This is a genomic window from Streptomyces sp. 2P-4, assembly GCF_030167965.1.
In the GTDB taxonomy this organism is placed as follows: Bacteria; Actinomycetota; Actinomycetes; order Streptomycetales; family Streptomycetaceae; genus Streptomyces; species Streptomyces globosus_A.
Genome location: NZ_CP095011.1, coordinates 5,563,085 through 5,575,154 on the forward strand (window position 1 = coordinate 5,563,085; position 12,070 = coordinate 5,575,154).

Consider the following 12,070-nt stretch of genomic DNA (forward strand, 5'->3'; position numbering starts at 1 on the left):
GATTGAACCCCCACGTCTCTTCCCCTTGACCCGCAAGGAGATCACCTGATGCTGCCCTGGCGACGCCTGCTCCGCCCGCTGGCCGTCCTCCTCCTCACCGCCGCCGCACTCGCCGCCCCCTCCGGAACCGCCCAGGCCGCCGCCACCGGCCCCAGCCGCGGCTGGAACGACTTCTCCTGCAAGCCCTCCGCCGCCCACCCCCGGCCCGTCGTCCTCGTCCACGGCACCCTCGGCAACTCCGTCGACAACTGGCTCGGGTTCGCCCCCTACCTCGTCCACCGCGGGTACTGCGTCTTCTCCCTCGACTACGGCCAGCTCCCCGGCGTGCCCTTCTTCCACGGGCTCGGCCCCGTCGACAAGTCCGCCGAGCAGCTCTCCGCGTACGTCGACCGGGTGCTCGGCGCGACCGGGGCGCGGAAGGTCGACATCGTCGGCCACTCCCAGGGCGGCATGATGCCGAACTACTACCTGAAGTTCCTCGGCGGCGCCGACAAGGTCAACGCCCTGGTCGGCCTGGCCCCCGACAACCACGGCACCACCCTGAGCGGGCTCACCAAGCTGCTGCCCTACTTCCCCGGCGCCGAGGAGCTGATCAGCACGAAGACGCCCGCGCTCGCCGACCAGATCGCCGGATCGCCCTTCCTCGCCAAGCTCAACGCGCCCGGCGACACCGTGCCCGGCGTCCGGTACACGGTGATCGCCACCAGGTACGACCAGGTGGTCACCCCCTACCGCAGCGGGTTCCTCCAGGGCCCCGGGTCCCAGGTGCGCAACGTCGTCCTCCAGGACCTGTGCCCCCTGGACTTCTCCGAGCACCTCACCATCGCACTCACCGACCGGATCGCCTGGCACGAGGCGCTCAACGCCCTCGACCCGGCGAACGCCGAACCGACCACCTGCGCCTCGGTCTTCGACTGAGCCGCCCGCGGCGGGCCGGCCGGTCCGGGTCAGAGGAGCAGGGCGCGGAGGCCCTCCGCGGTGCGGGCCTGCCGGTCGAGGGCGTCCAGCGCGCGGACGGCCTCGGCGGCGGCCTCCGGATCGCGGGCGGCCAGCCCGCTCGCCGCGAACTCGTCCTCGTCCAGGCGCAGGACGGCCGACGCGTCCGCCGAGACCCACAGGTCGAGGTCGAGGTCCTCGACGCGGATCTCGCCGCCCGCGACCGCCGCCGGGCGCGTGATGTCGCAGTACCAGCCCTTCAGGGTGCCGCCGCCGGTGCGCACCTCCTTCACCGCGTACCAGCGCGAGCGCCAGTAGTGCTCGGTGAAGACGTCGCCCGGCTCGAAGCGGACGAAGCCGAAGTCGCGGACGCCGTCGGCCGCCCACCGGGCGCGGACGGTGATCCGGTCGCCGTCGTCGGACAGCACCCGGGCCGGGTAGCGGATCTTGGTGCGGCCCGCCTTCGAGAGGGCCACGGACACGTCGTCCGCGGCGCCGTCCCCGTCCGCGGGGCCGTCCGCGGGGCCGGGCAGCGGCTTCGCGTAGCGGACCTCCGTCGCGCAGACCTCGTACCCGAACCACTCGTTGACGGCGAGCATCGGCCCGTTCCCGGTGTCGTTGCCGGTGAAGGCCTCCCGGTAGCCGGCCGCGCGGGCCCGGCGCAGCGAGTCCGCCTTGGCGAGTTTGGCCAGGCCCCGCCCGCGGAAGGCCTGCGCGGTGCCGGTCATCGCCGAGCCGTAGCGCGCGGCCCCGTCGGTGCGGGCCGCGGTGAACGCGGCGACGGCCCCGTCCACCACCACGACCGAGGTCAGCTCCCTGTCGAGCTCCGGGTCGTGCCAGACGGTCCGCAGCCAGTCCTCGTAGTCCTCCAGCAGCAGCGGCACGTCGCCCGGCTCGTCCGCGGAGGCCGCCGCGTCCGCCTCGAACAGCGGGCGCGGGTCGTCCGCGAACGCCGAACCGGGGCGCAGCTCGACGCCCGCGGGCAGTTCGGCGGGGGCCGGGGGCAGTACGGCCGCGGACAGGTCCAGGCGCAGGAAGTGTGCGGAGCGGCCCGACCGGTAGCCGTGCCGCTCGGCGAACGCCCGCGCCGGCTCCTCGTCCAGCACCCAGGCGTACACCTCCGCGGCTCCGCAGGCGGCCAGGTGCTCCTCGGCCGCGCGCAGCAGCGCCGTCCCCGCCCCGCGGTGCCGGTGCGCCGGGTCCACCTGGGCGTTGACGAAGGCCCGGCCCGGCTCGGCGCTGTCGTGGACGATGCCGGTCTGGGCCGTCCCGACCACCAGCCCCGCGCCGTCCTCGGCGACGAGGATCCGCGCGTGCCGCGCGGCGGGGGCGGAGGCCAGCTCGAAGGCGACCCCGGCGGGGGTGGAGATCATGAACGGCAGCGCCGCACGGCGCACCCGTACGACGGCCTCCACGTCGGCGGGATCGAGCGGGCGGAGATCACGGATCTTGACGGTCATGGGCCGACCGTAGGCGCCGGGTGCGGCCCGACGCCTGCGAATATCACGGCCGATGGGGGAGAATCGGCCCGTGACCTCGACGAACCTGAACATCCGGATCGACGGCTCGGCCGGCGCCCCCGCCCCGTACGAGCAGCTGCGCGCCCAGATCGCCGACGCGGCGCTCGCGGGCCGGCTGCCGGTCGGACACAAGCTGCCGACGGTTCGCGGCCTCGCCGAGGAGCTGGGGCTCGCCGCGAACACGGTCGCGAAGGCCTACCGGGTCCTGGAGGCGGACGGCGTGGTCGAGACCCGGGGCCGGCACGGCACGTTCGTCGCGGCCGCCGCCGACTCCGCCGCGCGGGAGGCGGCCGCCGCCGCCCAGGCCTACGCCGAGCGCGCCCGCCGCCTGGGCCTCACCTTCGAGGAGGCGGCGGCCGCCGCCCTGGACGCCCTCCGCGCCCGCTTCGACGCCTGACGACGACCTCAGAGATACAGGCCTGCCTCCGCGGTGTGCCCCTGGGGCGGCAGCAGCGGTCCCGCCGGGCCGGTGCCGCGCAGGCGCGCGTACAGCTCCGCCAGGGTCGCGCCCTCCCGGGGGACGTCCTCCTGCGTGCCCAGCCATTCCGCGGACTCGCCGTGCGTGAGCCGGCCGACCTCGATGCGGGCCAGGCAGCGGCCGGGGCGGACCACGGCGGGGTGCAGCCGCTCCAGGTCCTCGTTGGTCGTCACCCCGACGAGGACGTTGCGGCCCTGGCCCAGCAGGCCGTCCGTCAGGTTCAGCAGCCGCGACAGCGCCTGCCCGGCGGTGTGCCGGGCCTCGCCGCGGATCAGCTCGTCGCAGTCCTCCAGCAGGAGCAGCCGCCACCGGCCCCGGGCCGAGCCGTCGTCCTCGCCGATGGCGATGTCCATCAGGTAGCCGACGTCGTTGAAGAGCCGCTCGGGGTCGAGGACGCAGTCCACCTGGCACCAGTCCCGCCAGGACCGGGCCAGCGTCCGCAGCGCGGACGTCTTCCCCGTCCCCGGCGGACCGTGCAGCAGCAGGAGCCGCCCGGTGATGTCGTCCGGGGTCACCTTCATCAGGCGGTCCATGGCGGACGCCACCGGCGCCGTGTAGTTCCGGCGGACCTCCGCCCAGGTCCCCGCGGAGATCTGACGGGTCGTGCGGTGGGGGCCGCGGCGCGGTGAGACGTACCAGAAGCCCATGGTGACGTTCTCCGGCTGCGGTTCCGGCTCGTCCTGCGCGCCCTCGACGGCCTCGCCGAGAACGCCCTCGGCGACCTCGTCGCTGACGGCGGTCACCGTCACGTCCGCGCCGCGGCTCCAGCGGGAGACGAGCACCGTCCAGCCGTCGCCCTCCGCCAGGACGGCGCTGCGGTCGGAGTCGCGCGCCGCGCGGAGCACGGCGGCGCCGGGCGGCAGCAGCGTCGCCTCGGCCTTCACCCGCTCGATGCTCACGCTGCGCGAGTAGGGCTGCTCGCCGGAGGCGAACCGGCCGAGGAACAGCGCGTCGACGACATCCGCCGGGGAGTCGCTGTCGTCGACGGTGAGCCGGATCGGCAGGGAGTCATGGGGGTTGGCTGGCATGGCGCCCATGATCCGGCACGAGCCGTCGCGGCGCACCGGTGTTTCGCCGGAACGGCTCAGGGCCTGTCCTGCCGGCTTCCACCCCAAACCCCGGCGCGGTGAAGGTCCGGCGCCCAATCCTCCGCCGAACCTCCTTGGCATGAACACTTCCGGCCAATCCCGGCTCCCGGTACCACGGACTCAGGAGTAACCCCGACTCCCGAGTAACCCCCCCCACGAACGCCCCCACGAGGAGCCGCACATGCCCCTGCGCAGCATGCCCCGCCTCGCCGCCTGGACCTCCTCCCTCTTACTCGCCGCCGGCGCCGCCCTGTTCGGTTCCGGCCAAGCGGCCGCAGCCTCCGCCGACTTCGGCTACGTCGCCCTGGGCGACTCGTACTCCTCCGGCCTCGGCGCGGGGAACTACGACTCCTCCAGCGGCTCCTGCAAGCGCACCCCCCGCGCCTACCCGGCCCTGTGGGCCGCCGCCAACTCCCCGCAGAGCTTCGCCTTCACCGCCTGCTCCGGAGCCCGCACCGGCGACGTCGTCGCCAACCAGCTCGGACCGCTGAACTCCGGAACCGACCTGGTCAGCATCACCATCGGCGGCAACGACGCCGGATTCTCCGACGTCATGACGACCTGTGTGCTCCAGTCCGAGTCGACCTGCGTCAACCGGGTGAACCAGGCCAAGGGCTACGTCGACTCCACCCTCCCCGCCCAACTCGACAGGGTCTACAACTCCATCCGCGGCAAGGCCCCCGCCGCCCGCGTCGTCGTCCTCGGCTACCCCCGCTTCTACAAGCTCAACGGCACCTGCATCGCCGGCCTCACCGAAGGCGAGCGCGCCGCCATCAACGGCGCGGCCGACCACCTGAACGCCGCCATCGCCAAGCGCGCCGCCGACCACGGCTTCACCTTCGCCTCCGTCGTCGGCACCTTCACCGGCCACGAGATCTGCTCCGGCAGCGCCTGGCTCCACAGCGTCAACTGGGCGAACATCTCCGAGTCCTACCACCCGACCGCCGCCGGGCAGTCCGGCGGCTACCTGCCCGTCCTCCGCAACAACGCGTGACCGCCGCGGGCGGCGGACCGGCAAGCCCCGGCCCGCCGCCCGCAGCACCCCCGTACGCGGGGCCCGTACGACGCGGCCCCGTACGCGCCGCGGTCAGGCGGCGGCCTCCGGGTCGAACTCGGCCCCCGGCCCCGCTCCGGTGCCGGGCCCGGGCTCCGGCTCGCTCCCGCCGCCCGCCTGCGGGTCCGGCTCCGGCTCCGGGGACACGCCCGGACCGGGCGAGGCGCTCGCACCGGGGGAGGGAGACCCGCCCGGCGGGGGCTGCTCCTCGCACACCACCGAGAACTCCACCCACTCCGACACCGCCTCGGCCGGCCCCCGGACCTCCAGGCGCACCGCGTCCTCCAGAATCCCGCCCGCCCGGTGCGCGAGCTCGGTGTGCTCCAACTCCAGCTCCCCGTGCGCCGGGTAGGGGGCGGACCGCCAGCCCTCGGCGGAGCCGCCGCCGCGCCGCACCCACCGGTACTCGACCGACGCCGGCCGCGGCTCCACCGCCACGGCGGCGGTGAAGGCCGGCGCCCGCCACGCCGCGGCCGGGCAGCTCCCCGCGTACGCGGCGCGCACGGCCCGGACGGCGGCGGAGGCATGCGGCGCGGCCGTACCCGACGGCGAGGGGGACCCGGACGCGGAGGCCGACGCGGACGCCGAAGCCGAGGCGGACGCCGGCTCCGAACCGCCGGCGGAGCCCGCAGGCCCGCCCGCCGCCCCCGGCTCCGGGCCCGACGCGGACGGCGGGGCGGCGGAGGCCGACGGCCCGGCCGAGCCGGAGCCGCCCCCACCGCCCGCGGCCCGTTCCGCGAGCAGCAGCCAGGTCAGCACCGCCACCGCCGCCACCAGCACCGCGACCCCCGCGGCGAGCACCGTCCCGGCCCGCCCCGGGCCCTGCGGCCGCGGCCCGTACCCGGCACCCGGCTCCGCGACGGGTGCCGGGCCGGTCCGCGGCATCGGCGCGGTCGGCCCCGGGTCCGCGAGCGCCCCGCCGCTGCCGTGCAGGGCAGGACCCGGCGCGCCCGCCCCGGCCCGCGGCCCGCCCGGATCCCGCAAGGCCCCGCCCGCGCCGACGATCCGCAGCACCCGGGCCGCCTCCTGCGCCGACGGCCGCGCACCCGGGTCCTTGCGCAGCAGCCCGTCCAGTACGGGCGCCAGCGCCCCGGCCCGCCGGGGCTCCGGAGGCTCGCCCTCCACCACCGCCCGCAGCGTAGACAGCGCGGACTCGCGGCGGAACGGCGAGACGCCCTCCACGGCCGTGTACAAGGTCACTCCGAGCGACCACAGGTCCGACGCCGTGCCGGGCTCCTCGCCCAGCGCCACCTCCGGCGCGATGTACTCCGGAGAGCCGACCACCTCGCCCGTCACCGTGATCGCCGCCGACCCCTCCAGGCGCGCGATCCCGAAGTCGCCCAGCACCACCCGGCCGTCGTTGGCCAGCAGCACGTTGGCGGGCTTGACGTCCCGGTGCAGCACGCCCGCCTCGTGCGCGGCCCGCAGCGCCGCCAGCACCTGCTCGCCGACGTGCGCGGCGCGCTGCGGGGCGAGCGGACCCTCCGACTCCAGCACGTCGGCCAGCGACAGCCCGCGGACCAGCTCCATCACGATCCACGGCCGGCCGTCCTCGGTCACCACGTCGTACACCGTGACGACCCCGCGGTGCGCCACCCGCGCCGCGGCCCAGGCCTCCCGCTCCAGCCGCCGGTACAGCCGCCCGACCTCGGCGCCGTCCAGCCCGGCGGGCGCGCGCACCTCCTTGACGGCCACCTCGCGGGCCAGCACCTCGTCCCTGGCGCGCCACACGACGCCCATGCCGCCCCGGCCCAGCAGGCCGAGCAGCCGGTAGCGGCCCGCCACGACCCGGTCCGGGCCCGCCGCGCCGCCCGTACCGCCACCGCCTCCGCCCGCCGCGCCCGTCCCGCCGGCGCCCCTGCCGTCCGTCACGCGAGCCCCCTGTGCATCCGTGCGTCCCTGCGCCCCTGTGCGATCGGGCGGTCACTCCAAGTTAGCGCAGTGCGCCCCGCGTGGCCCCTGTCGCGGCGCCGGAACGCGTGGCGTGCCGGGCGCGGGGCGCCCCCGCCGCGCCCCCGCGTGCCGCCCGCGGCATGGCTGAACACCGCGGAGCTTGCGGAGAGTAACCGACAACTCCGCTGAGTAACCGTCAACTCCCCGACGCATAGGGGTAATTCACACCACCGGGATACCCGGGGGCGTCTCGGGGGCGATAGGGTTAACCTGCCCGGGCCGGGTGCCCTCGTACGGGTGGGGAGAGAACATGGAACAGATAACGATGCGCAGCAGGCCGCCCCGCGTGCCTGCCATCACCTGCGGAAGCAGCGCGACCAGCTCGCGCCTCGACCGCCACCTCGCCGTGCTGGGCGGACCCGCCGTCCCGCACCGGGAGGTCGCCGAGGCGACCCTGCTGATGCGCGAACTCACCTCGCGCGACCACACGCACCGGCTGCGGAGCCGGAGCGCGCGCGTCTCGCTCTTCGCGCCGCTGCGGCGGCTGCGCCGCTCGCTCTTCGGCAGCCGCCGCTCGTAAGAACGGTCCCGACCCCCGTCAGGTTTCGCCCCGGCCTACGCAATTACTCCATCCCGGCGCAGAGTCGCGATCTGCGCGCCCGACATCCCCAGGGCGCGCAGCAGGGCGTCGGTGTGCTCGCCGAGCGCGGGCACCGCACCCATCCGCGGTGCGGCGCCCCCCGGCAGCCCGATCGGCGGCAGCAGCGCCCGCAGCGGACCCGCCGGCGATCCCACCTCCCGCCAGCGGTCACGCGCCGCGAGCTGCGGATGGTGCGCGAGCTGCGCCACCGAGTTCAGGCGGGCGCAGGCGATACCCGCCCCCTCCAGCCGCCGCACCGCCTCGGCCGCGTCCAGCCGGCCCAGCGCCTCCGCGACGACCGCGTCCGTCTTCTCCCGGCCCCGGGTCCGGGCCGCGTTGGTCGCATACGCCGGATCATCCGCCAACTCGGGACGCTCCAGCACCTGTCCGGCCAGCCGCCGCCACTCGCGGTCGTTCTGCACCGACAGCAGTACGCGGTCCCCGTCGGCCGTCGCGTAGGCGTCGTACGGGGCGATCACCGCATGCGCCAGGCCCGTGCGGGAGGGCTGCTCCCCGCCGTGCATCGTGTGGTGCAGCGGATGTCCCATCCACTCGGCGAGCGCGTCCAGCATCGACACCTCCACGCGGCCCCCGCGCCCGGTCACCCCGCGTCGCAGCAGCGCCGCCAGGACCCCGGAGAAGGCGTACATGGCCGCCGCGATGTCCGCGGCCGGAATCCCCGCCTTGACGGGCCGCTCGGGAGTGCCCGTCACCGACACCAGGCCCGCCTCGCACTGCACCAGCATGTCGTAGGCCCGCTTGTGCGCGTACGGGCCCTGCGGGCCGTAGCCGGAGACGTCCACGGCGACCAGCCGCGGATACCGCGCGCACAGCGCCGCCGAGTCAAGCCCGAGCCGGGCGGCCGCGCCCTGCGCCAGGTTCTGCACGAACACGTCGGCCCCGGCCAGCAGCCCGTGCAGCACCTCCAGGCCGCGCGGGTCCTTCAGGTCCAGCGCGAGGGACTCCTTGCCGCGGTTGGCCCAGACGAAGTGCGAGGCGAGGCCCCGGGCCGCGGTGTCGTAGCCGCGGGCGAAGTCGCCGCCGTCCGGCCGCTCCACCTTCACGACCCTCGCCCCCAGGTCCGCCAGCTGGCGCGTGGCGAACGGAGCCGACACGGCCTGTTCCACCGCGACGACGGTGACGCCCTCCAGGGGCAGCGGATCCGCGGGCCGGGCGTGCACGCCCTGAGTGTGAGATGCCATGCGCCCTGCCTACCTGCCCGCACCCCGCCCTGTCACCACCCCCTCTAGGATGGCGGCGAGGTGATGAGCGATGACAGCCGGCGGACGCCCCGCTGAACCCGAAGTGATCTGGGCCCGCCCGCAGCGCGCCGGCCGCGGGCCCCGGCCCGCGCACACCCGGGAGTCGATCGCCGCCGAGGCCGTCCGCATCGCCGACGCCGAGGGCATCGACGCCGTCTCCATGCGGCGCGTCGCCGCCGGCGTCGGCGCCGGCACCATGTCCCTCTACAACTACGTGCCGCGCAAGGAAGACCTGTACGAGCTGATGGTCGACGCCGTCAGCGCCGAGTACGCCTTCCCCCCGCCCACCGGCGACTGGCAGGCCGACCTCCTCGGCCTCGCCCGCCAGACGCGACGCCTGATGCACCGCCACCCCTGGCTGCCCCGCCTGCTCGGCCCCGTCCACGGCTTCAGCCCCCAGGCCCTGCGCTACCTCGAGTACAGCCTGGACTGCCTCACCCCGCTGGACCTGCCCGGAGGGCAGAAGCTGGAACTCCTCGCGACCGTGAACGGCTCCGTCGCGACGTTCGCGGCGAACGAGCTCGCCATGGCCGAGCGGGCCCGCGCCCTGCCCTGGAGCGAGGCCGACGAGACGCGGGTACGGACCGCCTGGCTCGGCTCCGCCCTGGCGACCGGCGCCTACCCGCTGCTCGCGGCCGCCCTCGCCGACACCCATCCCGTCGCCGAGGCGGCCGCAGACATGGACGCCGTCTTCGACCGCTGCGTGCTCCGCCTGCTGGCCGGGTGGACGCCTCCCGCCTGACGGCCCCGAGCCCGGCCGCCCCGTCACAGCAGGGCGAACTGCCCGCCCGGGCCCTCCTCCAGGTGGTCCAGGACGGACGCCGGGCGCCGCGCCCACCGCGGCGGCGGCAGCACCCCCCCGGCCGCCAGCTCCGCCCGAGGCAGCAGCGGCCCCGGCTCGAACGCCGCCCGCTCCTCCGCCGCCCCGGCCAGCAGCGCCAGCGTCGTCACCAGCGCGAGCAGCTCCGACGTCCACGCCTGCGGCCACACGGCCGGACCCACCGCCTCCAGCCCCGCCGCCTCCGGGCTGCGGTGCGCGCAGCGGGCCGCGAACCACGCCTCCAGGACCCGCGCCCCGCCCGGCGCCCCGTACTCCCAGGCCTCCGCCGGGACGGGGGAGACCGTACCCGTGCCGAGGACCAGCGTCTCCGCGGCCGCGTCGTACCCGATCCCGCCGGGCCAGCCGGTGACCGCGGAGCGCACGTACGGGCGGCGGCCGCCCGGCAGCCGGGGCGGCTCCGCGCCGCCGCCCCCGCGCAGCCGCACGGCCAGCAGGCGGCTGCCCAGCTCCAGCCCCGCCCGCCACCGCCCCGGGTCGGAGGGCAGCGGCACCCCGTACCCGCGCGGCCCCGGCCGGCCGGCGGCCAGGATCCAGCACAGCACGTCCTGCGGGGTGACCCAGCCGCCGAAGCGCGCGCCCAGCAGCGGCAGCAGGCCCGGCGCGAGGTTGGGCTCCGCGCCGCCCGGGCGGCGGTGCAGCGGCCGGATCCGGCCCAGCCGGCCGGCCGGCAGGTGCACGGTGACCTGGAGGCCCGGCTCCGGGAGGGCCGCCGCCGGCGCCGGCGCGGAAGCCGCACCGGACGCCGGCGCGGCTTCCGGGACCGCTGCCGGAACCGGCTCCGGGCCCTCCAGGACGAAGAGCTGCTGCCCGTCCAGCACCCGCCACAGCTCCGGCCGGGCCGAGTCGATCAGCCGCTGGTCGGGCAGCAGCCACTGCTCGTCGAAGGGCGCCAGCAGCGCCCGCACCGGCTCCGGGCACGGCCCCGGGGCATCGGCGAAGCGGGCCGTGGACGGCGCGCGCTGCCCCGGCAGCGCGGCCGCGCCCAGCGCCGTGGAACGGGCCCGGCTCGGCCGGAACAGCCGCTCCCGCTCCGCCCCCTCGGCACCGGCCAGCACGCCCCAGCGAGCCCGCAGGGCCGCCGGATCGGGGGCGGCGACCCAGGCGCGGCCCAGGCGCAGGCCGCTCACGGCCCACGGCATCAGCTCGTCCAGCAGCGGTACGTCGTCGCTCACCCGGCAGATGGTAGCGACGGCCCCCGCACCCGGCAGGCCCCCCGCAGCCGTGTCCGGGCCGGGCGGTGGCCGAAGCGTTACGCTCCTTGTGTACGGCGTGTACGGCGTGTACGGCCCCGTGCACGGGCGCCGCGGGCCCGGCCCGGGTGCGCGCGGGGCGACCGCAGAGCCGAGGAGCGGACATGAGTCAGTACGACGAATACTCGACCCCCTCGCAGGCCGAGGGCGAGCGGCTCGACGAGGACATGGACGAGAAGGAGCGGGCGGCGCACCACCACCCGGACACCATGCGCACCACCCCCTCACAGGCGGAGGGCGAGCGCCGCGCCGACGACGACGAGAAGTAGCCGCACGGCGGGAGCGGCGGCGGGGCGCCGGCTCCGGCCTCCTCAGTGCGCGTCGACCGTCACCGTGAAGGAGAAGCGGTCGCCGCGGTACCGGATGCGCGCCACGTCCACGACGCGCCCGTCCTCCCCGTACGTGACGCCCGTGTAGTGCAGGATCGGGCTCAGCAGCGGCACGCGCAGCAGCTCGGCCGTCTCGGGATCGGCCAGCCGCGCCTCGACGGTGTCCGTGATCCGGCTGATCCGCACGCCGACCACGTCCCGCAGGACCTTGGTCATCGGCCAGCGCGCCAGGTCCTCCAGGTCCACCGCCTCCGCGATCTCCGGGCGCACCGCGTTCTCCGCCCAGTTCGTCGGCTCGCCGCTCTCGCCGTCGTGGCGCAGCCGCCGGTAGACGACGACGTCGGCCGTGTCGGGGAAGTGCTCCAGCAGCTCGCCCGAGACGGCCGTCCGCTCGTGCCCCAGCACGGTCGTCCGGTCGCCCGACTGCTGCGCCACGATCGCGTCGACCGAGCCCAGCAGCCGCACAGGGGCCCCGCGCATGGCCCCGGGCTCGATGAACGTCCCGCGCCGCCGGTGCCGGCTGATCAGCCCCTCGCCCTCCAGCTCCTTGAGTGCCTGGCGCATCGTCAGCACACTCACCCCGTAGTGCTCGGCGAGCTGCTCCTCGGTGGGCAGGCGCAGCGAGGCGTCCGGGGTGCGGCCCAGTATCGAGGCGCGCAACGATTGCGACACCTGATACCAGAGCGGCAGCTTCCGGTTCAGCACCAGCGAGTCTGGGGCGAAGGCGGTCACGGGTGGTTCTCCGTACGGACGAGGCGGCGGGCACGCGCGCGCGGGGC

General features: G+C 76.2%; 12 protein-coding genes and 1 pseudogene. 6 read left to right on the top strand and 7 right to left on the bottom strand.

The window, feature by feature from the left end; translation table 11 throughout:
- Positions 1-48: 48 nt before the first annotated feature.
- Positions 49-918 (top strand): esterase/lipase family protein, encoded by an 870-nt coding sequence (locus tag MUK52_RS24665; protein WP_114056945.1) that lies wholly within the window; start codon positions 49-51, stop codon positions 916-918.
- 29 nt (positions 919-947) lie between these two features.
- Here the strand turns inward: MUK52_RS24665 and MUK52_RS24670 are convergent, their stop codons facing one another.
- Entirely contained in the window at positions 948-1,418 is a 471-nt protein-coding gene (locus tag MUK52_RS24670) for a ribonuclease FAU-1 family protein (RefSeq protein ID WP_284581765.1), read from the bottom strand.
- Positions 1,419-1,466: 48 nt separating this feature from the next.
- Positions 1,467-2,396, bottom strand: a pseudogene (locus tag MUK52_RS24675) (GNAT family N-acetyltransferase); the annotation flags it as partial.
- 52 nt (positions 2,397-2,448) lie between these two features.
- Here MUK52_RS24675 and MUK52_RS24680 point away from each other — a divergent pair.
- Positions 2,449-2,853: a GntR family transcriptional regulator gene (locus MUK52_RS24680; protein WP_114056944.1), complete on the top strand. Its 405-nt coding sequence runs from the start codon at positions 2,449-2,451 to the stop codon at positions 2,851-2,853.
- A gap of 8 nt (positions 2,854-2,861) precedes the next feature.
- Here the strand turns inward: MUK52_RS24680 and MUK52_RS24685 are convergent, their stop codons facing one another.
- Positions 2,862-3,962, bottom strand: coding sequence for a DUF5925 domain-containing protein (locus MUK52_RS24685; protein WP_284580091.1), 1,101 nt, complete (start codon positions 3,960-3,962; stop codon positions 2,862-2,864).
- Between the two features lie 241 nt (positions 3,963-4,203).
- Here MUK52_RS24685 and MUK52_RS24690 point away from each other — a divergent pair, with 241 nt between their 5' ends.
- Positions 4,204-5,016 (top strand): SGNH/GDSL hydrolase family protein, encoded by an 813-nt coding sequence (locus MUK52_RS24690; RefSeq protein WP_281277953.1) that lies wholly within the window; start codon positions 4,204-4,206, stop codon positions 5,014-5,016.
- Between the two features lie 93 nt (positions 5,017-5,109).
- On the opposite strand, the gene MUK52_RS24695 is transcribed toward MUK52_RS24690, so the two are convergent.
- A complete protein-coding gene (locus tag MUK52_RS24695) occupies positions 5,110-6,816 on the bottom strand; it encodes a serine/threonine-protein kinase (RefSeq protein WP_502963633.1) in 1,707 nt (568 codons plus the stop codon).
- 463 nt (positions 6,817-7,279) lie between these two features.
- Here MUK52_RS24695 and MUK52_RS24700 point away from each other — a divergent pair, with 463 nt between their 5' ends.
- Positions 7,280-7,549, top strand: a complete 270-nt coding sequence (locus MUK52_RS24700) for a hypothetical protein (protein WP_114056943.1) — start codon at positions 7,280-7,282, stop codon at positions 7,547-7,549.
- A gap of 35 nt (positions 7,550-7,584) precedes the next feature.
- Here MUK52_RS24700 and MUK52_RS24705 read toward each other — a convergent pair whose 3' ends face one another.
- Positions 7,585-8,811 carry a CaiB/BaiF CoA transferase family protein gene (locus MUK52_RS24705; RefSeq protein WP_284580094.1) on the bottom strand — a complete coding sequence of 409 codons (1,227 nt, stop codon included), beginning with the start codon at positions 8,809-8,811 and terminating at the stop codon, positions 7,585-7,587.
- 70 nt (positions 8,812-8,881) lie between these two features.
- Here MUK52_RS24705 and MUK52_RS24710 point away from each other — a divergent pair, with 70 nt between their 5' ends.
- Complete coding sequence (locus MUK52_RS24710) at positions 8,882-9,613, top strand: TetR/AcrR family transcriptional regulator (RefSeq protein ID WP_284580096.1); 732 nt, start codon at positions 8,882-8,884, stop codon at positions 9,611-9,613.
- Between the two features lie 23 nt (positions 9,614-9,636).
- On the opposite strand, the gene MUK52_RS24715 is transcribed toward MUK52_RS24710, so the two are convergent.
- Positions 9,637-10,893, bottom strand: a complete 1,257-nt coding sequence (locus MUK52_RS24715) for a type ISP restriction/modification enzyme (protein ID WP_472912574.1) — start codon at positions 10,891-10,893, stop codon at positions 9,637-9,639.
- A 173-nt stretch (positions 10,894-11,066) separates the two neighbouring features.
- Between MUK52_RS24715 and MUK52_RS24720 the strand changes: the two genes are divergently transcribed.
- Positions 11,067-11,231 carry a hypothetical protein gene (locus MUK52_RS24720; protein WP_174250436.1) on the top strand — a complete coding sequence of 55 codons (165 nt, stop codon included), beginning with the start codon at positions 11,067-11,069 and terminating at the stop codon, positions 11,229-11,231.
- Positions 11,232-11,273: 42 nt separating this feature from the next.
- Here the strand turns inward: MUK52_RS24720 and MUK52_RS24725 are convergent, their stop codons facing one another.
- Positions 11,274-12,023: a GntR family transcriptional regulator gene (locus MUK52_RS24725; RefSeq protein WP_350205969.1), complete on the bottom strand. Its 750-nt coding sequence runs from the start codon at positions 12,021-12,023 to the stop codon at positions 11,274-11,276.
- Between the last annotated feature and the right edge of the window lie 47 nt (positions 12,024-12,070).